Origin of the sequence: Nitrospira sp. (genome assembly GCA_030692565.1) — a bacterium.
In the GTDB taxonomy this organism is placed as follows: domain Bacteria; phylum Nitrospirota; class Nitrospiria; order Nitrospirales; family Nitrospiraceae; genus Nitrospira_D.
This window is the reverse complement of record JAUYAO010000004.1, coordinates 51,873-72,806: the sequence shown is the minus strand read 5'-3', so window position 1 is coordinate 72,806 and position 20,934 is coordinate 51,873. Positions and strand designations below refer to the sequence as shown.

The window sequence follows — 20,934 nt, the reverse complement described above, 5'->3', positions numbered from 1 at the left end:
GGGGAGGAGAAGTGTTCTGCTCCTCAGTCGCACGAGCCCTGAATTCCTTACGGCAAAAGAGTTGAGAGAAGAATCATCGCCAGTCGTACGCCACATTCACAAACACTTTGATCGCGCTGGGCTCGGTCGTCAGCAGGTGCATCATGTCCCGGTAATTCTCCAAGCCCACGACCGGATGGGTCAGCAGTTTCGACAACCAGCCGGGAAATTCCAGCTCCGCGCGCGCGAAGTCGTAGACGCCCGCTTCGAAGTACTCCCGATTGGCGTTGACCGTGCCGACGACGAGCTTATTCCCAAGTACGAAATCCAGATTGATCTTGTCCGCGGGTATCGCGTGTTCACGGTCGCCGCCGGTCACGCTGGCCAAAATGAGGACGCCATTCTTACCCAAGGCCTCCATGGCCTCGAAGGCGACCGGTGAGTAGCCGGTGGCTTCGAACATCAGATCGAAGGGACCATACTGCTTTGCGGCTTCTCTGATCGACACATCCTCGGCCGAGATATACCGCACGCCCAACTGCGCCAGCAGGTCGAGGTTGCGGGATGGCCCGCTCTGCTTGCCGAAGCTGACAACGTCCAAGCCCCTCATCTTCAGCGACAGAGCCGCCAGCAGACCGACCGTCCCGGCGCCGAGCACCGCCGCCTTCCTGGGCCGCCATATCTTGAAACGGCGCTGCGCTTCATACGCCTGGATAATGCCCTTCTCGATGATCGAAGCCGGCTCCAGCAACACCGCCACATCCTTGAGGCCTTTGGGGATCTTCACGAGATATTCCGGACCGTCGACAAAGAATTCCGTCAGATACCCATGGCGCAGATTGATCCCGCGCTCATAGTACGTGTCGTCCAGCGTCATATCGTACTGGCCGATCTGATCGTAGAAGCTGCCGCCTGGGCGCCGCACGGTCGGAACAACATAGTCGCCCGGCATGAACTCCGTCACGTTCGCGCCGACTTCCAGTACACGCCCGAAGCATTCATGACCGATGACCAGAAACTCAAAACCGGGAGGCGCTGGCCGTATTCCGCGGCGTTGATTTCCTTGTCGGTTCCGTCGACCCCCACGCGTAATACTTGAACCAGCACCCCGCGTCCGTTCGGGATCTCATGAACCGACGGCTTCGGCAAATCGGCAAGATGGATGGAGCTGGCTTGACCCGGTATGACGGCAACAGCTTTCATGATGTCTCCCTTGCTAGGTAAAGCGCGCCATGCCGAGTTTATGCATGCTTTGGTTCTTGTGGACGCGTTCGTCATACCCGATCTGGCGTATAACGTCGGCCATCGTGGCGAAGTCGCCAAAGTCTTTCTTAAAGGCGCTCTCAAAAGGCGTCTGTTCCAACTCCGGATGCTCGCGGGCGAAGCGCATGTACTCATGTTCCGCATGGGTCTCGAAATCGACATTCAGGCGATGACTCCATTCGGGCTTCATCACATAGAGCAGCCAACTGATCTGGTAATAGACGAAGGCGATGACTTGCGGCACCAGCCGGTGCAACAGGAAGCGCTCTTCGATTCGAGCGCGATGGATCCATTCCTCCAGAATGAGGAGATGCCATTGTTCGTTGTCCTGCTGATGACGGCTCTCTTTCACGCGGTCGAACACCCGCCGGGCAAAATCCTCATGCTGGTATTGCTGCGTGATCGCGATGTAGGCCACATGTTCCCAGGCTTGATAGGGCACGCGGGCGATTACTTCAAGAACTTTGAATTTGCTCCAACTTCTAGCGCGGCCGTAGAGCAGGTCCATGACAAGAAAGAGACTCTTGGCCAATAGTCCGTACGGTCGCTCCGGCTCCGCCAGCGTGGCCGCCTGCTCCAGCCTGAGCTGCTCCGAGTTCAACATGGTCATTGTCACAAGTGTGGTCATGGCGATCAGTCGGCTTTGAGGCCGTTCCCTTACAGCACGAGCGGAAGTCCTAGCGGGAATAGTGTGCGGCAAACTGCCGCCGCAACTGGAGTCGATGAATCGGTGACGGGGACCGCTTGGGAAGCAGCGCGGCCGTCGCGCAGATCAAGACCATTTGCCTCAGATACGCGCGACAGTTGGCGCAGGAAGCGAGATGCAGGCCGACGCGGACCTTGGTCAGGATCGGGAGACGGTCTTCCGTATACTCAGAGACCCGCTCCGTGACATCACGGCAGCTGAGTCCGCTCTGGATCCATTGTGACGGATGGTCTTTCATGCAGGGAGCCTCCGGTGATGTACTCCCGGTTGGTCCTCCTGCCGACCCCCTTCTTACAGATCCAAAGGCCTTCCTCCCAGAAAGCTTTCTACCGCCACTCGCACCCGTTCCCGTGCCCGATGAAGCCGAACATAGAGATTGGTTTCTGTGATCTTCAGGATCTCGCACGCTTCCTTGGCGTCCACCCCTTCCACGTCGCGGAGGACCAAGACCTCCTTGAGCGTTTTGGGCAAGGATTCAATCGCCTTGTTCATGGCGCGCACCGCTTGCTGGCTGGCCAGCAATTTTTCCGGCGTCTGGTCGTCCCAGGGTTGGGGAGGGAAGGCCCAGTGGCCGGCCCATTCGCCACTCTGATGGAAACGAGAGGGATCGACGGCTTCATCATTGTCATCGTTGTAGGATTCGAAATCCGAAAATGTCGCGTGCCGCTTCTCCCGCACACCGCGATCCTTAGCCTTGTGAATCAGAATCCCGAAGATCCAGGTCCGCAGCGAGGACCGCCCCTCAAAACGGGCCAGCCCTTCGATTACGGCCATCCAGGTATCCTGCACCACTTCCTCAGCCACTTCCCGGTCCGCCACATGTCCCAGCGCCATGCGAATCAGCCCGCTGTGGTGCTTGTTGACCAGTTCGTCAAACGCCCCCTCGTCTCCGGTGCGAAGACGGCCGATCCGCGACCGCTCCTCTTGCGAGAGCGAAGAGCCCGGCGACGTGGTGGCCGATGCTCCGACCGTCGAGACCTGCCCCCCCGATTCCTGATACGTGGTGACGACTGAATTCATGACTGGCCTCCAATCTCCAGCAACTCCGTCACAAATCCGGGAGCGCTCATGAGGGTGACTTGCGCGGGAGGGAAGTTCTTCACCACCTCCACTCCCCGTTGATCGATAAAGTCCACATGCGAACAATCCAGATAGACCGCCTTTTTCTGGCGAAGGAACGAACGGCACTCGCCGTCGAGGAGGGCGGCCCACTGCTCCGTAATCTTTCCTTCCAGCTTGAGAAGGACATCCCGGCCGCTTTCTTGAACTTTGGTGATCTTCAACATCGCTTCATGTTCTCCTTTGCTGTCGCGCACTGCCCGACTATTCAGCAACAGCAGTGCCACTGCGCAGAGCGATGTCGTGGGATGCGTTAAGTGATTGATGAACCAATGAGAAGGCGGACCCTGACGGGCAAAACCGTCGTGAGATCGGACCGAAATGATTCCCCAAATATTGGGACCGTCACGATATGTTGGGAAAATTTCTTTGGAATAACGGGAAAAACAGGAGAGAAGGAATTACGACTTCGCCTGGCGCTCAATGCCGAGCTTTTTCATCCGTGCTTCGAGGGTCGTGGGCTTCAGGCTGAGGATGGCGGCAGCGCCCTTGGGGCCGCTCACGCGCCAGTTGGTTTGTTCCAACATATCGATGATGTGCTGCCGCTCCGCTTCCTCGAGCGTAAGAGGCTTGGCAGATCCGGCCTTGCCGCTGGACGGCGATAGCCACTCGATCGATTCCAATTCCGGTCCTTCGCTCAGGATCACCGCACGCTCAATCACATGCTCCAGTTCGCGAATGTTGCCCGGCCACTGATAGCGCTGCAGTGCGGACATCATACGCTCCGAAATCTTCGTGATCTTCTTGCCAAAATTCGTGGCAAACTTACGCACGAAGTACTGCACAAGCAGGGGAATATCGCCTTCGCGTTCACGCAGAGCCGGCAGGTGAATCGGAAAGACGTTCAGGCGGTAATAGAGATCGGGACGATACTGGCCGCTCTTCGAAAGCTGCTCGAGATTGCGGTTGGTTGCGGCGATCACCCGCACATTCACCTTGAAGGTCTGCGTCCCGCCGACCCGTTCGAACTCGCCTTCCTGAAGCACCCGGAGGAGTTTCGATTGCAGATCCAGCGGCAGTTCGCCGATCTCGTCGAGAAAAATCGGGCCTTTATCAGCCACCTCGAAGCGACCCATAGAGGGGGCTCCGGAAATTCGGACAGTGTGATAAGTGGTAGCCTTGCTTCACCAACGCCACCGGGTGGTGGCAAACCAGAGGAGCGAGGCGATGAAGCGAACGAGACGGAATCATGGAGCGACCTTCAAGGCGCAGGTCGCGTTGGCCGCGGTCAAAGGCGACAAGACGCTGGCGGAACTGGCCGAGCAGTTTCGCGTCCATCCCACCCAGATCACCGAATGGAAACAACAACTACTGGCGCGAGCGGCGGACGTGTTTGGTGGCGCCAAACCAACGGCGGACACGCCCGATCTCAAGACCCTCCATGCCAAGATTGGCCAACTGGCCCTGGAGAATGATTTTTTAGCCGGGGCGCTCACCAAGGCGGGCTTGCGGAGCGCAAAGCCATGATCGATCGCACCCATCGACTGCCTGTGCGGCGGCAATGCCAGTTGCTGAAACTGGCCCGCTCGACTGCCTACTACCACCCGACGCCGGTATCAGAGACGGCGCTGGCACTGATGCGGCGGATCGACGAGTTGCATCTGCAGTATCCGTTTGCCGGGGCGCGCATGCTGCGCGATCTCTTACGGCAAGAGGGCCAGGCCGTTGGGCGGCGACATGTGGCCACCCTGATGCGCCGCATGGGGCTTGAGGCCTTGTATCGGAAGCCGCATCTTAGCCGCCGACATCCGGCCCATCGGGTCTATCCCTATCCTTGCGGGACCTAAAGATCTCGCGTCCTAATCACGTCTGGGCCGCCGATATTACCTATATCCCGATGGCGCGTGGCTTCGTGTACTTGTTTGCCGTCCTGGACTGGGCCAGTCGCCGGGTGTTGGCGTGGCGGCTCTCCAACACACTCACGACCGATTTCTGTCTGGACGCAGTGCAGGCCGCCCTGGCCCACTATGGCCCGCCGGAGATCTTCAATACCGATCAAGGGTGCCAGTTCACCAGCCAGGAGTTCACGGGACTCCTGACGCATCACGGCATCCAGATCAGCATGGACGGGAAAGGGTGTTGGCGAGACAACGTATTCGTGGAACGACTCTGGAAAAGCATCAAATACGAGGAGGTCTATCTGCACGCCTACGAGACCGTCGGGGCTGCGCACCAGGGCTTGGAGCGCTATCTAACGTTCTACAACCAGACCAGACCGCATCAGGCGCTTGACGGCAAGACGCCTGACCTGGCGTACTCTGAAAATCTGACGACACGGCTCACGGCCGCGTAGTCAGCAACCCGCGAGGCGCCACTTAAGAACGGGAATAGGCTGTCCAGCCATCCGGAGCCACCTCTCATCTTCTTGGTCAAGGCACCGGTGAAGGCGCCTTTCTCGTGGCCGAACAGCTCACTTTCGATCAAGCCTGCCGGAATGGCCGCACAATTGACTTTGACGAGCGCCCGGCCCTTGCGCGGACTCAGGTTGTGAATCGCGCGGGCAATCAATTCTTTACCGGTGCCGGTTTCGCCGGTGATGAGGACGGTCGAATCGGTCGGCGCTACCCGTTCTACATTCTTGAGCACTTTTTTTAGTGACGTCGACCCCCCGATCAGTTCTTCAAAGTTATGCGCGCCTTTGATTTCTTCCTGCAGATAAACAGCCTGCGCTTCCAGACGGGCTTTTTCCTGCTCCATCAACACCTGCTCGGTAATGTCGAGGAACATCGTGCGGGTGTAGGTGCCGCTCGGGTCCGGCCTCGACCACCATCTCATCCAAAGCGGTTTCCCGTTGTCTTTACGCCGCAGTTCCAATACCACCCCGCTCGTGTCGATCCCCTTCCCGACGGAAGCAAAGGCTTCTTTCAAGCGCCGCTGCGCATCGGGAGTATCCGGAACAAAGTCCCTCCCGTATAGGCCCGGAACCTGATCGGCCGTGATGCCCAGGGACTTCATCGCCGTGCGGTTGACCCGAAGCAGCTTGGAATCGACCCCTTCATAAACATAGGCGATCGGCGCCTCGTCGAACAGATCGCGCAGCCGCTCTTCGTTGTCTTTCAGCTGCGCATCCATGCGCTCCCGCTCCAACTCGGCGCCGGCCCGGACGCCGAAGATCTTGAAGACCGAGAGGACACGCGGATCGTCGTGCATCGGCTTGGTATCCATCACTGCCAAATGGCCCATCACGTTGCCGGCGCGATCCGTCACGGGAATTGCGAGATAGCTCTCCATCTCCAACGCGGCGAGATCGTCCCGATGATCCGGAAACAGATCCTGCACCTTCTCCGGGAAGAGACAGACCTCTCCCGCTAAGACGCGCTCGCAGGGCGTATGGGGCAGATCGTATTCGAAGTTATCGAGAAACCCGTCGCCCTTCCAAAAGGCCAGCGTGCGCACCCGGGCACGGTGGCCCTCGACGAACTTAGAGACGAAGGCATACTTCGTCTGCAGTGCTTCAGCAAGGCTCTTTACCAAGGATGGGAAGAACGCCGCCCCCGTCGCTCCTGCCGTGCCTTCGTCGATCTTTCTCAAGGTCAGGTCGCTCTTGCGCATGGCCGCTTCGAAGCGCAGCCGCTCGAATTCCGCGGCAGCCCGTATCGCAAAGATGCCGAGGATTGAGGTCGCCCGGACAGGGTCGAGCATCGGTTTCGAATCCATGATCGCCAAATGCCCGACGACCCGGTCATGGGAATCCACAACCGGGACTCCGCAATAGCTGTTGACCCCGATGTCCTGAATCAACTGCACATGCGGATAGAGTTCGCGTAATTGATCGGGGTGATGGACGCACTTGCGCGTCAAGACCGTTTCGCAGGGACCCTGAGCAGGGACGTCGAATGGCGGCAGCAGGTGGCCTTTGCCCCAGGCTGCTTTGGATCTGAACCGGCACCCATCTTCGGTGCGTTCCGAGACATAGGCGTAGTCGACGCCCATCGCCATGGCCAGCTGTTGCACGAGCGAGGGGAAAAACTGCTCGCCGACTTTCGCTTCCACACCCTCGAGGATTCTGCGGAGGATGACGCCGGTTTCCGCCGCCTCGTCGGCGATGCGATCCTGAGGAGGCGCAGGTTCGCGATCAGAAGGCGGCATCATTGGCACCTAGTACTAGAGAGATTGAGGGGTGGATTCACGGCCACAGAGTCTAGCACCGGAGAGGAAAACGTGGCAATGCAGGGGGAGCGACCGGGACACACACACCTCCTCCGCTCACACGCCCGGCACAGAGGCTTCACAGCCGACACAACGGACCAGGACCGGAGTCTCTCTTCGACTCCCTGCCGAAGCCGGTGGCGGGCCAAGGAGCAACCTGGCCACACGACTTGTCCGATACCGGGCCAGCAGCTTCGGCATAGCCAGAAACAGTGCGACCATGACGATGCCACCCGCAATCAACGGCCATTGCGCACTGACGACGCTGCTACCCAGATATGTGAGGGCGAACGTCGGAGGCGCCATGCCGAAGAGGGTGGCGAGGGCGAAGGTCTTGAGGGAGATGTTCGTCAGTCCGGCGCCGTAGCTCACCACGTCGAACGAAAAGAGGGGGATGAACCGGGCGATGAACATGGCGCCCATCAGTTGGTGATCGGTGCACTTCTGGCAGAAGATATTCTCTGTCTTCATGAAGCGGGCCAACGCGTCCCGCCCCAAGGCCCGCGCAATGAGAAAGCAGAGAATCGCGCCGATTTCTGCCCCGATCACGGCATAGAGCGCGCCATAAAATGGCCCGAAGGCGGCTCCGGCGGCAAGATCCAGTGGCAAGCTCGGAATCGGCGGGATGATGACGGCTCCGACCATGCTGCCGATCAGGAGCACCGGCCCCAGCGGACCGGCGTCATGCAGCCGCCGCGTCAGCACCGCCGGCGAGAGGTAGCTCTCATAGTCGAAGGACGACAGGCCCCACCAGCCGGCGACGATTGCGGCCGCTCCCAGCCCCAGCTTGATCCACATCGACATCGCACGCGGCGCTCCTATCGTGGCGAGCGTTGCGGTGGTCATGGTGACACAATTTGAACGGCGCGACCATCGGAGTCACGCACAAGAAATCCTTTGGTGAAGCCCAAGCCCTTATCCGGCAACGTGACCACACCGGATGAGATCATTTGTCCCATGCCGTGAACCTGTGCGGCGGCAGCCTCGATGTCGGACACGACGAGCGTCGTCTGCCAATGCCAGAGATCAGTCGGGTGCGTATCGGTGGGGAAGGGCCGGCCTGCCGTCGGCAGTTCATATTCCAGAAATTCTAGGCCAGGCGGGCCCATCTTCGGGGCCAGGCCGGTTACCCACGTGCGGGCACCGGGCAAACTGTCGAGATACTGCTGCGTCGTGCCCATGTTGAGCGTGCCCCCGGCGACCGTCATCCCCAACAGGTCGCGATAGAACTTGGTGCTGCTTTCGGTGCTGCGCACGGTCATGGCCGTATGGTCGATCCCCATAAACAGATCAGAGCCGGGTTTCTTCCAGATCGGGTTGCCCTTGCCTTCGGGGAACCAGAGCAGTTCGAGATTGTGACCGTCCGGATCGCGAAACTTGATCGCCTTGATGCCGGCGGCTGCGGGATTCGAAATGGGAATCGTCTGCGGCCGCGGAGAAATCTGGCGTACGTGATGCTTGCGTAGCTGTCCCCAAGCTCTATCCATGTCTCGCACGACAATCGCAATGTGCTGAAACCAGAGGTCGTTGCTATAGGAAGGGACTGGAACCGGTCGCACATCCGGCGGCGCCAGGAACTGCGTCAGCTCTAATTGCTGTTCGCCGAGTTGCAGCTTCACCACCCGCGCCCGCACGCCGAAGATCCCGTACAGCTGATCGTACTCCGGCCCGTCGACCTCGACATCATTCACCGGCTTAAACGCCAGCAGGTCTTGATAGAAGGCAACCGACCGCTCCATGTCCGACACGGTAAAGCCGACCGAGGCGACGGATTGAACAGCAAGGGGAGACTCTGTCGCCGCGAGTGATGAGTCATGGGTGACGAGTGATAAGCAGACGGCCCCGATTCGAACCCACTGTGCGTTGAGGCCTTTACCCATCACACATCACCCTTCACTGATCACTTGAGTCGGTCGAGAAGGTGATCACCGACTCGCAAGGCATTGGCCATAATGGTTAATGAGGGATTCACCGCTGAGCTGGAGACGAAGAAGCTGGCATCGACGACGTAGAGATTGTTCAGATCGTGCGCTTTGCAGTTTACGTCCAGCACGCTGGTCCTCGGATCGCGACCGAAACGGACGGTCCCGCATTGATGCGCCGTGCCGGCGATAGGGATCTTCTTTCCCAAGTAGAGATGTGTCGGCAACAGATGCTCCTCGCAGCCGATGTGGTTCAGCATGCTCTTGAGCTTCGCAGCCAGGTGGCGATGGGCGTCCAGATTATTTTCTGTATAGGCCAGGGTGATGCCACCATCCTTGCCGACGAGCACGCGGTTATTTGGATCGGGCAGGTCTTCCGAGGTCATCCAGAAGTCGAGGGAGTGTTTAGCCATTTGATCAAGGGCGACACCAGGGGCGAAGGCCGGCGCGCCGGCCCGCAGCGAATCGAGGTCCTGCTTGCCGATCATCGATATATGGCCCATCGGGAAGTCCCAGTCGGCGGAGGCGTGATAGAAATCGTTCAAGCCGATGGTCTTCTGAAATACCGTCGGGTTCGGCCGTTTGGAGATCGCCAACATGGCCGAGTTGTTATGGCACATGTAGTGCCGGCCCACCATATCGGAGGAATTCGCCAGGCCATTCGGATGTTTCTCGTTCACGGACTTCAGTAATAGCGCCGCCGAATTGATCGCGCCGGCTGAGACCCCCACGATGCTGCCCTTGTAGGTTTCCGTCCTTCCGTTTCGTTCCACCACGACGCCCGTCACCTCTCGCCCCGTGCCACTCGTCTCTAGCCTTGTCACCAACGCGTTTGTGATCAGCGTCACGTTCGGGTACTGCAATGCCGGATCGACGCAGATTACCTGTGAGTCAGCCTTGGCGTTGACCAAGCAGGGATAGCCGTCGCACGTGCTGCAGCGGATACAGGCGCTCTTTTCTTTCTGCTGCTCGTTCAGCATCACGCCGACCGGCAGGTGGAATGGCTTGTAGCCGCATTTCAGCCAGTCCTCGTGCAGTTCCTGAATGCGGGGTTCGTGCCTGAGGGCTGGATATTTGTAGGGCGCGCTCGCTTTTGGTTCGGTCGGATCTTCGCCACGATTGCCATGCACGAAATATAGATATTCAGCCTCGGTGTAATAGGGCTCAAGGTCGTCGTAGCGGATCGGCCATTCAGGCGAGATGCCACCGTGATGTTTTACCTCGCCGAAGTCCTGTTCGCGCATGCGGAGCAGTGCCGCACCGTAAACTTTGCTATTCCCGCCGACGTTGTAGTGGATGCCGGGGTGGAAGGTGCCGCCATCCTTGTCCTTCCAGGTTTCTTTAGCCTTGTACTTGTTATCGATGAAGACCGTCTTGGAACTCCAGTTATCCTTCTCCCGCGGCAGATATCCGCCCCGTTCCAACAAGAGGATCTTCTTCCCTGACGGTGCCAGCTTGTAAGCGAGGGTGCCGCCCCCTGGACCGGTGCCGATAATAATGATGTCATAGTAGGGAGTCAGGAACATGAAGCGCCTCCGTGCTGGCAAGTAGTCCCTGGGATAGAGGGGATCTTACAGCAATGAGGTGAAGTCTGATCAGAGTGCCGATCGTTCAAAACCGGCACCTTGATGGGGCTACTCCAAAGCAACTGAAAGCGCTTGAAGGATTGCGTAAGCTTGATTGACATATCTTTGCAGATACTTGTCTTCTCACGAGGTAGTCGCTATAAGAATCACTAATTCACGTATCATTTCAGTGGAGATAGAAGAAATGGCTCCACGCCGAAAGTATCGTTACCCTCCTATTGTAGAAGCCTTATGCGAGCTATACTTTGAGGGTTCAGAATGGGATGACACTGTTCCAGGTCAATTCTATGATCAAATCAAGATCGACTTCCCAGTCAAGCGACAACGGGAAATTCAAGAAGCCCAAGTCATGTTCTCGACCGCTGGTGAGGCCTCAGCTGGAGTAAAGCGACTCCCTCCGTGGATGCAGTTTGTTACTTCAGATGAGAGTCGACTCATCCAAATTGGCCAGGATGTTCTGGTTATAAATCAGCTCCGTCCATATCCCCATTTTGAAGAGTGGGAACCGCTGATTTATTCTTCTCTTGAGACATACCGAAAAGTGGCGAACCCCAAGGGAATTGCTCGATTAGGGTTACGGTATATCAATCGTGTCGTTATTCCGCACACACAGATTCTGATGGAGGATTACTTCACCGTATACCCTCAGCTTCCGAAAGCCATGGGAGAAATGCATGGCCGCTTCATGATTCGAGTAGACCTTCCTTCTCAACAAGGAGGGCACGGGGTGCTGATTACATTTGGGAGCGCCCCAGCCGAGAAACCAAATGAGGTCGCACATTTATTAGATCTGTATGATATCTTTAAGCCGGAGCACCCATTGGGTTTTGACTCAATCAAAGACCAGGTCGCTATTGCACACAAAAATATTGAAGCCGCATTCGAGGGAAGCATTACAGATAAGTTGAGAAATTTATTTGATCTGGAGTCGCTATGACATCCCTATTGGCTGATCGAGAAATGTCGGCCCCTTATGCCTATGTAGTTTCAGGGAGTGCAATCAAGGATGTATCCAGCCTCATTGATGAGGAGTACAGACTTGGAGGATTAACCTCGATAGTTTTAGGAAAGCCCATGGCCCGGCGACATAGCATTCTCGAGTTGCGCGGGCTTGGCAGAGAAGTCTGGCAAGGAGTCGACCCAAAGAAATATATCAATGAGCTAAGAAATGAATGGGACGCTCGTTGACCGATTGCGCGGCAAACGATGCATCTGCCTGGATACCAATGTTCTGATTTATTTTGTTCAGCAGACCCCACAATACATTTCGATTGTTGATCCACTCTTTATCCATCTCTCTGCCGCAAATCTTCCTGCGATTTCATCCTATCTCACGCTTCTCGAGGTCATGGTTCACCCCTTAAGGAATGGAAATCGTTCGATGGCCTGCCAATATCGCGACATCCTGCTCAACAGCAACAACATTCGATTGTTACCTTTGGAACAGACAATCGCCGAACATGCTGCTGAGATCAGAGCGCGGTTTAACTTTAAGACGCCGGATTGCATTCAGCTCGCAACAGCTGTGCGTGAACGTGCCGATGTCTTTGTTACCAATGATTCCCAGCTCAAGCGATTCAGCGACCTAGAAGTGCTCGTGCTCGATGACTTTCTCTTGAGCGGGCACGCGTAATTCAGGCTGGGGAGAAAGCATCTCATCTCCCTATCCAAACACTCGGCGATTGACCCTTAGCTGTAACTACGCTCCAAGAAAACCTTTGGAGTGGCCCTGCTGGCGGCGATCCTGGGCTATGTCGTCGGCTTGTTCGGGACGATGGCCGCGATTGAACTCTTCTCTTCCAACCAGCACGACAAGTCCCTCGAAGGCGCGATGACCGGCGCGTTTGTCGGTGGGCCGTTGATCGCCGTAATCTCTATGATTGCGATCCTTACTCTCAGACGAAAACGGAGTTCGTAATCCGCTTAAGTCCACTCTTCATTCCGCCACCAGACTCTTCCAACCTGTAAGATCTTCCCGCCTGCTCCGACTCCTGCGTAGAGAGTGGAATGATCCACTTCACCTGCTTGAGGAGAACGGTTATGAGGAAGCAGATGCGACAAGTGACGACGTTCGGGTTGATGGCAGCCGTGGGCGTGGCGGCTCTGTCCGTGGGCTGTGTATCGGCCAACGCGGAGAGCATGGGCATGAAGAAGGGCCATCGCTTGCTATTAAAGAGCGCCGTCGAGAATGCGGACTATACGGAAGTGACGCTACCGATTTTCGAAGACCAGCGAAGCGGCGAGACGGTGTGGTTCGTGGTGACTGAGTCATCGGACAAGGCCGACGCCGCCGCGCGCGGGGTGCACTTCAGCCCCAAGATGGCGAACGGCAAGGGCACGCTTGCGGTTCAATCCGTCGGTATGGTGAACGGGAAGGTGCAGTTCCTCGGCAGTGTGGACTTCTCGCCGGAGCGTATCGTGGTGCCGAGCGAGACCGGGTTCCCTCCGAAGGAAGCGAAGCCTGGCGCCATTGGTGAGGCACTCTACACGCCGTTGATCCAACTGCCCAACGGCATCGTGTTGAATGCGCCGCAGATCAAGAACAACAGCGGCCCGCACGATCGTCTCATCCGTATCGATCTGGAGAAGCGCACGGCCACCTTCAAAATGACGGACGGATTCTTCGAAGGCCGCCGCGTGCACTATACGTCATTCAACGCATCCGATCCGGCGATCGCAGCCCTGGAGGCGGCGAACTATACGCCGAATCTGAAGGCCTTGCCGAACAAGGGCTCGAACGGCCCCGGCTCCGGCTTGACCGGCTTGGCCCCGGTGGTGAACGGACCGACGGGCAAGATGAATCCGCAGCGGCAGGGCCTTGCCTCAGCCCTCATGGGTGAAGGCGATCCGCTGAACATCGTGCAGGAGATTCCGTTCGATGCCCGCGCCCTGGCCTACAGCCCGATGTGGGATGTCCATGCGACGGTCTGGGCCCAGGTGCCGATGCAGGCCTCCAGCTCCGTCCAACTGACGGACTTCAATGAAGTCGAGAAGAAGGCCTTCGCCGGCCAGATCTCCGGCCCTGAAGGCAAGCCCTGGGGCCCGATCGGGGTGGTGGTGAATTGTCCGATCATCCGCCTCGAAGAATAGTCCCCTCGCTCTTCACTTGCCGGGGTGCGGCCATTGAGGCCGTACCCCGGCTATTCTCATCTCACACTTTTAGGACTCAATCTCTTCTCCTGTTCCCGAAACTTCGTCACCGTCGTTCCGGCAATGCCCCAATTGTCGGTATCCACTTCTTCGATGACGATAAAAGTCTGAGCCGGCTGCTTGTTCAGCACATGGACCAACAAATCGGTCACCCCTTTGATGAGCGCTTCTTTCTGTTCGAGCGTCACCCCTTCTCGCGTCACCTGCATATTCACGTATGGCATAATCCCTGTCCTTTCTAGGAAAAACACGAACGCTCAGAACGAGCGCCCGGAAGAATTCGTTTACCACTTCCCGGCATGCGCGCCGCCGTCAACGTGCAATACTTCACCGGTGACGAATGTGGCAGCCGTCAGATAGAGCACGGCATCGACGATCTCCGACACCCGGCCGATCCGTTGGATCGGGTGCAGGCCCTTCAAGAATCCGTGTGTCTCCGACTTATGCATCGGTGTATCAATGATGCCCGCGCCGATGGCATTAAACCGGATGCCGGCATTGGCGTACTCGATGGCCAATGCCGCGGTGACCGCGTTGAGCCCGCCTTTGGTCAGAACGGGAATGGAAGCCGGCACACCGGCGACCGGCTGGTCGGCGAGCGTCGTCGTGATGTTCACGACGTGCCCGGCTCCCTGCCGAGTCATCTGACGAACAGCCCCTTGGGTTACGTACAGAAACCCCGTGAGATTCGTGGACACCAGCCGTTCGAAATCGTCCGATGTATAGTCCGTGAAGGGCTTGGTAATAAATATTCCGGCATTGTTGACCAGCAGGTCCACGCTGCCGAACCGCTGGATGGCGGTCTCGACAATCCGGCGCGCAATGCCTGGATCGGCAATATCGCCGTCAATCAATGCCACGTTGTCCGACGGCTGTACCGTTCCGGCCGTGGTGATCCGCCGCGAGTTGGCGACGACGCGGTAGCCCTGTTCGATCAATGCCGTGGTGAGCCCCAGGCCGATTCCGCTGGAGGCTCCGGTGACGATGGCGGTCTTCTGAGCGGTCATGATGCAACTCCTTCCATATGAATGAAATGACTGTGCTGTCTCCTGCACGCCAAGGTAATGCGTGGACTATCACATGGCAAGATGCTATCGTTTAGTAAGTACGCTTTCGACTTTCCATTCGGAAAGCGCTGTTCACTGAACCGCAGGAGGAGGCCGGATGGCCGTCAAACGTCGCAAATCAAAGGTGTTGCCGCCGCCTGCGGGCTGTCCGCTGACTGTCTGCATGCAGTTCTTGAAGGGAGCCTGGACGCCGAACGTGATTTGGTATCTCCGGGAAGAACCGAGGCGGTTCAGCGAGCTGATGGCGGACATCCCTGGCGTCTCGCCGAAAGTCTTCTCCGCGCGGCTGAAACGATTGGAGCAGGATGGGATTATCACCCGACAGGTGATGCCGACTTCGCCGCCCACAGTGGAGTATGCCTTGACGGACCTCGGACGCGAGCTGACACCCGCCATCGAGGCGATCGTACAGGTGGGACATAAGCTCAAACGGCGGCGAACGGAATAATCCCTGCCGTTTCCTCAGTTTGTCTGTTGGATCGCGCCCCCTGTTTTTCCACTGCCAGCCCGCTCCCCGTTGCGTCCTTTTCCCCGATGCTCCGTCTCTAGGGATAGGCAGGTGACTTCTCTCCTGCCGCTCACCCAGGAGGTTCTTATGAGGCCACACATTTCCCTCAATGTCCGCCATGTCCCGGCATCGGTCGAGTTCTACCGGAAGGTGTTCGGCGTGTCGCCGCAGAAACAGACAGACGACTATGCCAAGTTCGACCGGACAACCCCGGCGCTGAATTTGTCGCTGGTCTCGTCAACGGGCAGAATCAGTTCGGTCGACCATCTCGGCATCGAGGTGGATTCGCTCGAAGAGATCGCCCAGTGGAAATCGCGGTTGCAGACCGCCGGCGTGCGGAGCGCGTCGAAGAAAATACATCCTGCTGCTTTGCCAGACAGGACAAGCTCTGGTTCACGGATCCCGACGGGAATGCCTGGGAGGTCTTCCTCGTGCACGAGCAATTGGCCGTCGACGGACCGCTCAGCCAGACAGGCTGCTGCGTCCCGGCCCATTCCGGCGCGACCCGAGCGGCACCTTGCGCAGCGTCTTGATGCACGGTACCGTAGAAGGGCTCCGTTCGGAGAAATGACCATGACACAGAATAGACAAGACGTCTGGATGGAGGTGCGCGGGCGACTGCGCGCCTTCATCGCCAAACGAGTCGCAGACGATGCGGCGGTGGACGATCTACTCCAGGAAGTCTTTCTGAAGATCCACGACAAGATCGACCAGGTGCAGGATCCCCGCCGCCTGGTCTCCTGGATCTTCACCGTCACGCGCCATGTGGTTATCGATTATTACCGGACTTCACACCGGCATCGAGAACTCCCGGCAGGGCTGGCGACGGACGTTGAAGCTCTGCTGACGGCGGGAGAGCCAACGGAGGAGCGAGACGAGCCTCGCATCCAGCTCGCGAACTGCCTCCGCCCCATGGTGGATCAGCTGGCGCCGGAATACCGGGACGCCCTGAGGCTTGTCGAACTAGACGGGCTCACCCAACAGGTCGCCGCCACCAAGCTGGGCCTCTCCCTCTCCGGCATGAAGTCACGGGTACAACGGGGCCGTCGACAGCTGAAGGCCCTGCTGCATGACTGTTGTCTGATTCAACTCGATGCGCGGCACGGGGTCGCCGACGTAGCCCTCCACGATCCTACGACGAACCCCTGCGCCTCACCGGCCAGAATAATGCCGCCCCGCAGACTGGAACGATAATCGGACTGATGCCCATTGCGCCGGACAGGCCGGACTTGATAAAGATGAGTCTCACACTTTACTACCGGAGCACCTGACGACCATGTCATCCCGACCTCCCCTTCGCACCGACCGCCGCGTCTTGACTCATGCGCTATTGAGCCTGTTACTCCTGAGCCTCCTGCCTGCTTCCCTGCATGCCGCGCCGCGCGGTGGGAATAGCGGCAAGATGGAGGTGTTGCCGTCCCAGAAGGCGGCCCCGGCCGCGGTGTTTCTCGATGCCCAGGGGACTGAAGCCGACTTGCGCCGGCAGTTGCGGCTCAAGACCGGGGTGGTGGAGCTCGGCGCCGAGCTCCCGCAGACCCGCTACTCCGTGGCGCCGGTCGGCAGCTTCGGGTTCGTCCCTCAGCAAGGACTCGGGTTGGCCTTGGTCTCACAGAGTCCGGACATGGTGTTAGAGCGTGCGGCGCCTGCCGCCAATGCTTACGAGATCCATAAATTGGCCGACGGCAGCGCCTTGGTGGTGGGATTCGCCAGCGCGGACTTGAAGCCGTTACTGACCCCACAACTGCGCCCTAAAAATATCCGGCTGGCGCTCTACTCCAACCCCACCGAGAAGGCCCCACATATCGTCGCCGTTCCCCTCAGCAAATTGGCGGTCGATCAGATGCCGCATCGCGTGGATCCGAAGAGTCCCAACGGCCCCGTCGTCTTGGAAATGGATCTGCAGAGCAGCAGCAACCGGCAGTCGCCCCACGGGGGACAATAGTCTTATCGATCAGCAGGCAACGGCCTCGCTGTTCCCCGCTCGAGCAGCTCACCATAGCGGCAGCGGAAAATGCAGCGCGCCCGGTTATGATGATGCAGTTTCGCGCAATAGATCTGCCTGAGCCCCTTCGCACGCAGATAGAATTCAGCCGCAAGCAACATCCCCCCCATCGGAGCCGTGAGATACAGCCAGAATGCCGTCCACACATGAGCCGGAATCGCCGAGGCCAGCGTCCTGGCCGGATTCATGCTCATACCGGAAAGTGGCGCCTCGATTCCGATATAGGCCGCGACAAGCCCACCGGCTACAAGACCGGTGACCGGCGCAAGCGTTCTGTGGTTCGACAGGAACAAGACGGTCAGCATCAGACCAAAGGAGATGGCGGCCTCTGCCAGAAAAGCCGTGGCGATTCCCGCTTCGCCCGGCACGGTTACTACATAGTTGACCGCCGGATGTGCGAGGGCCATGCCGATTCCGGCCCTAGCCGCAAGGAGTCCGATGAGCCCGCCGGCTGCTTGCGCGAGTACATACCCGACTGCATCCACCCCGTCGATCTTGCCCAATCGATAAAACGTGAGCGTCACCGCCGGATTCAAATGGGCGCCGGATTGTTTGCCCCACGGTGAATAGATGATACCGATGGCGGTGAGCCCCATCGCCACGCCGGTGAGCGCACGGCGCGTGGCAGGATCGGGCAGCGAGGCGTGCAACGGAGAGCCGGGATACTCCAGCAGAGTCGTGACCACCGCGGCGGAGATCATGAAGAGGCCGAGACCGGCCGCTTCCATCAGATACTCCGGCCAATGACCGCGCGCGCGGTCAGCCCACTGACGCATGGGACACAGATATTCGTCCGGCGCGCGAGCGCGTCGGAATGGTAAGGGCCACTGCGGCGTTGACCGCGTAGCGAAGCCGGCGAGGCCGGGCGCCCTGGTAGTGGCGACTGACCCAGATTTCTTCCTCGCACCGTCCGCAACCGGGACAGCTCCACCGGGTGACGAGTAACGAGCCCCTCTCGTCCTCCACCGTCTGGCTGCTGCAGCTGAGCATGATATGGCAACAGATCATACAAAGCATGGCTGACACTCCTTGGCTTAGAACATGCGAAACAACGGTATAGACGGAGACGCCGCGCTGGCCGAGGCGGTCGCCGCCGAGTCCGGCGCGGCCGAACCGACCGACACCGGCCCCTCGATAGTTTCATCCTGATCCTCGCCGGACTCGACGACCCGGCTGCATCCGGCACAACGATAGCCCCAACGCCACCCGCCGACATAGACCTGCCCGTCGTTTTCGAGCAGATCGTACAGATGATCCTTAACCATGAAGGAGTGGCAGTGGCTGCATCGCATGGGTGCCTTCTTGCGCGGTGAGATGAGAGGTCGCTGGAACAGCGGCGTCGGGCAGGTGCGATTCCATCCACCAGCGCCAGCCGAGAAAGTCGATCTCCTGTTTGAACCACCAGAGTTTGGCGGCCCAGCGGAGTTCGCGGGTTCCCTGCTGAAGCTTGTGCCTGGTCCAATAGATTGTCGCGTTCATGGGCTCCCTCCGCTTCCCTGCCGATCAGTCGAGCACGGCTCAACGTTCTTACATCACCGGATGGGTGGGGCGCGGCGCAGTGCAACGAGCTGCGCATCAAGATGCCGCAAGGCCTCGATGGCCTGATCCCGGTAATAGGCCAACTCCTGTGTCCCGTATCTCGCAAGCACCCGTTGATAGAGCGCCCGCGCCTCAGCATCACGACCGATCCCCAGGGACACCATCGCGGCTCGCACCGTGCAGGCCGCCGCTAAGGCTTCAGGATCGACCGATGTTCGCAGGGGTTGCCGGGAGACCTGAACCCCGAACACGGCGATCCAAGCCGGCGGCGTCACGCCCGTGATCATGGCCTGCTCAAGATGATCGAGGACGGCTTGGAGCTGGGTCGGGTCCGTCGCAGTGCGGCATTGCTGATATCGTTCCCACAGCGGCCACACCGACGGAAGCTGGGTGCGGATCCAGGAGTCAGAGCCCCGGAGGGTCTGACATCCGCCAAGCACCATAATGAGTACACAACTGATCCAACGCATGGAAGTCAGTCGGCATGAGGACGGCGGTCTTACAGGAAAATGCCGAGGGAATTGGTGACTGAAAGAGGCTGTCAGGGCTTCTTCGCCTGCTGCCGAAAGGCGTCTTTCAACCGTGCGGTCGTTTCGGGAGAGGAACCCGTCGATCCGTTCGATTCGCCGGGAGCGGCATCCGCTGATCGACGCAAGGTCTGTCGAATCTGTTCTAACTGGCGCTTGTAGGCGGCACAGCCGGCACAGATCAGGAGATGAAACCGGAGCGCAAGTCTGGTGGACAGCGCCATCGGCCGGTCCATGGACTCTGATACAAGCCGCGTGATGTCGGTGCAGGGAGGGGTCAGGCGTGCGATCAATTCTGTGATCATGTCCTTGTTGCTCGATCCTCTGATGTCGTTCTTCCGCAGACCTGTGTGAGCAGACCGCTTGCAGGCCTTATAGAGGGAGTCGGACAAGCGGGAATATTCTTACACATTTCTAGAAATGGGCGCCTCTGGTCTCAAGCCTCATCCGGTACAGTGAATCCCCGCCCGTGATAAAGAGGGTCCGCCCGTCTTCACCCCACGCGACATTAGACGTCGGCCGCCCCGTCTCGATGGTGCCGAGGAGCGTCCCGTCCGGCGCCATGACACTAAGGCCGTCGGGCCGAGCGCCGAAGATATTGCCGTACCGGTCCACCTTGAATCCATCCGGCCCGAAGAAGGGATCCTTGCGCCAGCGAGTAGCATCGAAGAAGACACGCCCGTTTGTCACGGTACCGTCCGGCCTCACGTCATACGCCAACCATGCTGCGCGCTTCGGATCGACATCGGAGACGTAGAGGGTCTTCTCGTCCGGCGAGAATGCAATGCCATTCGGCGCCTTGATATCGGTAATCAATCGTGTGACAGCGCCGTCCTTCGCCACACGATAGACACCTTGTACCAGGGCTTTGTTCGGATCGTTGAAGACGCCGGGCAATCCGAATGGCGGATCCGTGAAGTACAGGTCGCCGTTCGATTTGTACACGAGATCGTTCGGGCTGTTGATCTGGTGGCCATAATAGCGCTCGGCCGATGGCGTGATCGTGCCGTCTGCTTCCAACCGTCCGATCTGCCGATCTCCATGCCGGCAGAGTACAAGGCGTCCGTTCGCATCGAACGTCAGGCCATTTGATCCGGGCTCCTTGCCGGCGTAGGGAGTCGCGCCACTGTAGCCACTGTTTTTGAGAAACGGGGTGACGCCCTTGTCCGGCGTCCATTTGTAGACCGTGTTGGCCGGAATGTCTGAGAACAGCAGGAAGCCGCCCTGCTTGTTCCACACCGGCCCTTCGACCCAGATGAAGCCATCGGCGATTTTTTCGAGCTGCGCATGCTTCGGCACAAGCTGATCGAAACGCGGATCGAGACTGGTAATCGTGACCGGGACTGGCTCAGCCCATGCCGTGAAATGGAACAGCAGGACGAAGATTCCCGACAGAATCACCCTGCCCGCCATGTGA

Annotated in this window: 26 protein-coding genes and 1 pseudogene; 8 read left to right on the top strand and 19 right to left on the bottom strand. The window is 58.7% G+C overall.

What is annotated here, in order from left to right; all coding sequences use genetic code 11:
- Window positions 1-73: 73 nt before the first annotated feature.
- The 7 genes from Q8N04_01545 to Q8N04_01515 form a co-directional block, all read right to left on the bottom strand.
- Window positions 74-943 (bottom strand): hypothetical protein, encoded by an 870-nt coding sequence (locus tag Q8N04_01545; GenBank protein MDP3089333.1) that lies wholly within the window; start codon window positions 941-943, stop codon window positions 74-76.
- The gene (locus tag Q8N04_01540; protein ID MDP3089332.1) at window positions 940-1,182 is read right to left on the bottom strand and encodes a hypothetical protein; all 243 of its coding nucleotides are present in this window, start codon (window positions 1,180-1,182) and stop codon (window positions 940-942) included. Before Q8N04_01540 ends, Q8N04_01545 begins: the two co-directional genes overlap by 4 nt.
- A 13-nt stretch (window positions 1,183-1,195) precedes the next feature.
- Complete coding sequence (locus Q8N04_01535; protein ID MDP3089331.1) at window positions 1,196-1,870, bottom strand: alternative oxidase; 675 nt, start codon at window positions 1,868-1,870, stop codon at window positions 1,196-1,198.
- Between the two features lie 49 nt (window positions 1,871-1,919).
- Complete coding sequence (locus tag Q8N04_01530; GenBank protein MDP3089330.1) at window positions 1,920-2,186, bottom strand: zf-HC2 domain-containing protein; 267 nt, start codon at window positions 2,184-2,186, stop codon at window positions 1,920-1,922.
- A gap of 53 nt (window positions 2,187-2,239) precedes the next feature.
- Complete coding sequence (locus tag Q8N04_01525) at window positions 2,240-2,968, bottom strand: sigma-70 family RNA polymerase sigma factor (GenBank protein MDP3089329.1); 729 nt, start codon at window positions 2,966-2,968, stop codon at window positions 2,240-2,242.
- A complete protein-coding gene (locus Q8N04_01520; GenBank protein MDP3089328.1) occupies window positions 2,965-3,234 on the bottom strand; it encodes a hypothetical protein in 270 nt (89 codons plus the stop codon). Before Q8N04_01520 ends, Q8N04_01525 begins: the two co-directional genes overlap by 4 nt.
- Before the next feature lie 234 nt (window positions 3,235-3,468).
- Entirely contained in the window at window positions 3,469-4,143 is a 675-nt protein-coding gene (locus tag Q8N04_01515) for a sigma 54-interacting transcriptional regulator (protein ID MDP3089327.1), read from the bottom strand.
- A gap of 91 nt (window positions 4,144-4,234) precedes the next feature.
- Here Q8N04_01515 and Q8N04_01510 point away from each other — a divergent pair.
- A pseudogene (locus tag Q8N04_01510) lies at window positions 4,235-5,360 on the top strand (IS3 family transposase).
- Here the strand turns inward: Q8N04_01510 and Q8N04_01505 are convergent.
- From Q8N04_01505 to Q8N04_01490, 4 genes are all read right to left on the bottom strand, one after another.
- Window positions 5,288-7,159, bottom strand: a complete 1,872-nt coding sequence (locus Q8N04_01505) for a sigma 54-interacting transcriptional regulator (GenBank protein MDP3089326.1) — start codon at window positions 7,157-7,159, stop codon at window positions 5,288-5,290. The pseudogene Q8N04_01510 and the gene Q8N04_01505 overlap by 73 nt on opposite strands.
- A gap of 114 nt (window positions 7,160-7,273) precedes the next feature.
- Complete coding sequence (locus Q8N04_01500) at window positions 7,274-8,062, bottom strand: TVP38/TMEM64 family protein (protein ID MDP3089325.1); 789 nt, start codon at window positions 8,060-8,062, stop codon at window positions 7,274-7,276.
- A complete protein-coding gene (locus Q8N04_01495; GenBank protein ID MDP3089324.1) occupies window positions 8,059-9,096 on the bottom strand; it encodes a VOC family protein in 1,038 nt (345 codons plus the stop codon). Before Q8N04_01495 ends, Q8N04_01500 begins: the two co-directional genes overlap by 4 nt.
- A gap of 20 nt (window positions 9,097-9,116) precedes the next feature.
- The gene (locus tag Q8N04_01490; GenBank protein ID MDP3089323.1) at window positions 9,117-10,664 is read right to left on the bottom strand and encodes a GMC family oxidoreductase; all 1,548 of its coding nucleotides are present in this window, start codon (window positions 10,662-10,664) and stop codon (window positions 9,117-9,119) included.
- Between the two features lie 244 nt (window positions 10,665-10,908).
- On the opposite strand from Q8N04_01490, the gene Q8N04_01485 reads away from it, so the two are divergent.
- From Q8N04_01485 to Q8N04_01470, 4 genes are all read left to right on the top strand, one after another.
- Window positions 10,909-11,661: a TIGR04255 family protein gene (locus Q8N04_01485; GenBank protein ID MDP3089322.1), complete on the top strand. Its 753-nt coding sequence runs from the start codon at window positions 10,909-10,911 to the stop codon at window positions 11,659-11,661.
- Window positions 11,662-11,892: 231 nt separating this feature from the next.
- On the top strand, window positions 11,893-12,357 hold the full coding sequence (locus tag Q8N04_01480; protein MDP3089321.1) for a PIN domain-containing protein: 465 nt from the start codon (window positions 11,893-11,895) through the stop codon (window positions 12,355-12,357).
- Window positions 12,358-12,447: 90 nt separating this feature from the next.
- Window positions 12,448-12,642, top strand: a complete 195-nt coding sequence (locus tag Q8N04_01475) for a hypothetical protein (GenBank protein ID MDP3089320.1) — start codon at window positions 12,448-12,450, stop codon at window positions 12,640-12,642.
- Window positions 12,643-12,764: 122 nt separating this feature from the next.
- Entirely contained in the window at window positions 12,765-13,814 is a 1,050-nt protein-coding gene (locus Q8N04_01470; GenBank protein MDP3089319.1) for a hypothetical protein, read from the top strand.
- Between the two features lie 56 nt (window positions 13,815-13,870).
- Here the strand turns inward: Q8N04_01470 and Q8N04_01465 are convergent, their stop codons facing one another.
- Together Q8N04_01465 and Q8N04_01460 are read right to left on the bottom strand one after the other, a co-directional pair.
- A complete protein-coding gene (locus tag Q8N04_01465) occupies window positions 13,871-14,098 on the bottom strand; it encodes a 4-oxalocrotonate tautomerase family protein (protein ID MDP3089318.1) in 228 nt (75 codons plus the stop codon).
- Between the two features lie 60 nt (window positions 14,099-14,158).
- Window positions 14,159-14,881, bottom strand: a complete 723-nt coding sequence (locus Q8N04_01460) for an SDR family oxidoreductase (protein ID MDP3089317.1) — start codon at window positions 14,879-14,881, stop codon at window positions 14,159-14,161.
- 157 nt (window positions 14,882-15,038) lie between these two features.
- Between Q8N04_01460 and Q8N04_01455 the strand changes: the two genes are divergently transcribed.
- The 3 genes from Q8N04_01455 to Q8N04_01445 all read left to right on the top strand — a co-directional run bounded on the left by Q8N04_01455 (window position 15,039) and on the right by Q8N04_01445 (window position 17,391).
- The gene (locus Q8N04_01455; protein MDP3089316.1) at window positions 15,039-15,389 is read left to right on the top strand and encodes a helix-turn-helix domain-containing protein; all 351 of its coding nucleotides are present in this window, start codon (window positions 15,039-15,041) and stop codon (window positions 15,387-15,389) included.
- Between the two features lie 147 nt (window positions 15,390-15,536).
- Window positions 15,537-16,643 (top strand): RNA polymerase sigma factor SigZ, encoded by a 1,107-nt coding sequence (sigZ, locus tag Q8N04_01450; protein MDP3089315.1) that lies wholly within the window; start codon window positions 15,537-15,539, stop codon window positions 16,641-16,643.
- Between the two features lie 82 nt (window positions 16,644-16,725).
- Window positions 16,726-17,391, top strand: coding sequence for a hypothetical protein (locus tag Q8N04_01445; GenBank protein MDP3089314.1), 666 nt, complete (start codon window positions 16,726-16,728; stop codon window positions 17,389-17,391).
- 2 nt (window positions 17,392-17,393) lie between these two features.
- Here Q8N04_01445 and Q8N04_01440 read toward each other — a convergent pair whose 3' ends face one another.
- From Q8N04_01440 to Q8N04_01415, 6 genes are all read right to left on the bottom strand, one after another.
- Window positions 17,394-18,227, bottom strand: a complete 834-nt coding sequence (locus Q8N04_01440) for an aquaporin (GenBank protein ID MDP3089313.1) — start codon at window positions 18,225-18,227, stop codon at window positions 17,394-17,396.
- A 258-nt stretch (window positions 18,228-18,485) separates the two neighbouring features.
- Window positions 18,486-18,716 (bottom strand): hypothetical protein, encoded by a 231-nt coding sequence (locus Q8N04_01435; protein ID MDP3089312.1) that lies wholly within the window; start codon window positions 18,714-18,716, stop codon window positions 18,486-18,488.
- Window positions 18,709-18,930, bottom strand: coding sequence for a hypothetical protein (locus Q8N04_01430; protein MDP3089311.1), 222 nt, complete (start codon window positions 18,928-18,930; stop codon window positions 18,709-18,711). Before Q8N04_01430 ends, Q8N04_01435 begins: the two co-directional genes overlap by 8 nt.
- Window positions 18,931-18,983: 53 nt before the next feature.
- Window positions 18,984-19,460, bottom strand: a complete 477-nt coding sequence (locus Q8N04_01425; GenBank protein MDP3089310.1) for a hypothetical protein — start codon at window positions 19,458-19,460, stop codon at window positions 18,984-18,986.
- A 71-nt stretch (window positions 19,461-19,531) separates the two neighbouring features.
- The gene (locus tag Q8N04_01420) at window positions 19,532-19,822 is read right to left on the bottom strand and encodes a zf-HC2 domain-containing protein (GenBank protein MDP3089309.1); all 291 of its coding nucleotides are present in this window, start codon (window positions 19,820-19,822) and stop codon (window positions 19,532-19,534) included.
- Window positions 19,823-19,931: 109 nt separating this feature from the next.
- Window positions 19,932-20,930, bottom strand: coding sequence for an SMP-30/gluconolactonase/LRE family protein (locus Q8N04_01415; GenBank protein MDP3089308.1), 999 nt, complete (start codon window positions 20,928-20,930; stop codon window positions 19,932-19,934).
- Window positions 20,931-20,934 lie beyond the last annotated feature (4 nt).

Bases quoted from the DNA above. Each gene is read 5' to 3' on its own strand.
- Q8N04_01460 (MDP3089317.1), bottom strand. From the start codon at position 14,881: ATGACCGCTCAGAAGACCGCCATCGTCACCGGAGCCTCCAGCGGAATC.
- Q8N04_01415 (MDP3089308.1), bottom strand. From the start codon at position 20,930: ATGGCGGGCAGGGTGATTCTGTCGGGAATCTTCGTCCTGCTGTTCCAT.
- Q8N04_01525 (MDP3089329.1), bottom strand. From the start codon at position 2,968: ATGAATTCAGTCGTCACCACGTATCAGGAATCGGGGGGGCAGGTCTCG.
- Q8N04_01440 (MDP3089313.1), bottom strand. From the start codon at position 18,227: ATGCGTCAGTGGGCTGACCGCGCGCGCGGTCATTGGCCGGAGTATCTG.
- Q8N04_01505 (MDP3089326.1), bottom strand. From the start codon at position 7,159: ATGATGCCGCCTTCTGATCGCGAACCTGCGCCTCCTCAGGATCGCATC.
- Q8N04_01485 (MDP3089322.1), top strand. From the start codon at position 10,909: ATGGCTCCACGCCGAAAGTATCGTTACCCTCCTATTGTAGAAGCCTTA.
- sigZ (MDP3089315.1), top strand. From the start codon at position 15,537: ATGAGGCCACACATTTCCCTCAATGTCCGCCATGTCCCGGCATCGGTC.
- Q8N04_01445 (MDP3089314.1), top strand. From the start codon at position 16,726: ATGTCATCCCGACCTCCCCTTCGCACCGACCGCCGCGTCTTGACTCAT.
- Q8N04_01435 (MDP3089312.1), bottom strand. From the start codon at position 18,716: ATGGTTAAGGATCATCTGTACGATCTGCTCGAAAACGACGGGCAGGTC.
- Q8N04_01470 (MDP3089319.1), top strand. From the start codon at position 12,765: ATGAGGAAGCAGATGCGACAAGTGACGACGTTCGGGTTGATGGCAGCC.
- Q8N04_01480 (MDP3089321.1), top strand. From the start codon at position 11,893: ATGAATGGGACGCTCGTTGACCGATTGCGCGGCAAACGATGCATCTGC.
- Q8N04_01420 (MDP3089309.1), bottom strand. From the start codon at position 19,822: ATGATCACAGAATTGATCGCACGCCTGACCCCTCCCTGCACCGACATC.
- Q8N04_01455 (MDP3089316.1), top strand. From the start codon at position 15,039: ATGGCCGTCAAACGTCGCAAATCAAAGGTGTTGCCGCCGCCTGCGGGC.
- Q8N04_01515 (MDP3089327.1), bottom strand. From the start codon at position 4,143: ATGGGTCGCTTCGAGGTGGCTGATAAAGGCCCGATTTTTCTCGACGAG.
- Q8N04_01430 (MDP3089311.1), bottom strand. From the start codon at position 18,930: ATGAACGCGACAATCTATTGGACCAGGCACAAGCTTCAGCAGGGAACC.
- Q8N04_01425 (MDP3089310.1), bottom strand. From the start codon at position 19,460: ATGCGTTGGATCAGTTGTGTACTCATTATGGTGCTTGGCGGATGTCAG.
- Q8N04_01540 (MDP3089332.1), bottom strand. From the start codon at position 1,182: ATGAAAGCTGTTGCCGTCATACCGGGTCAAGCCAGCTCCATCCATCTT.
- Q8N04_01465 (MDP3089318.1), bottom strand. From the start codon at position 14,098: ATGCCATACGTGAATATGCAGGTGACGCGAGAAGGGGTGACGCTCGAA.
- Q8N04_01530 (MDP3089330.1), bottom strand. From the start codon at position 2,186: ATGAAAGACCATCCGTCACAATGGATCCAGAGCGGACTCAGCTGCCGT.
- Q8N04_01535 (MDP3089331.1), bottom strand. From the start codon at position 1,870: ATGACCACACTTGTGACAATGACCATGTTGAACTCGGAGCAGCTCAGG.
- Q8N04_01520 (MDP3089328.1), bottom strand. From the start codon at position 3,234: ATGTTGAAGATCACCAAAGTTCAAGAAAGCGGCCGGGATGTCCTTCTC.
- Q8N04_01500 (MDP3089325.1), bottom strand. From the start codon at position 8,062: ATGACCACCGCAACGCTCGCCACGATAGGAGCGCCGCGTGCGATGTCG.
- Q8N04_01495 (MDP3089324.1), bottom strand. From the start codon at position 9,096: ATGGGTAAAGGCCTCAACGCACAGTGGGTTCGAATCGGGGCCGTCTGC.
- Q8N04_01490 (MDP3089323.1), bottom strand. From the start codon at position 10,664: ATGTTCCTGACTCCCTACTATGACATCATTATTATCGGCACCGGTCCA.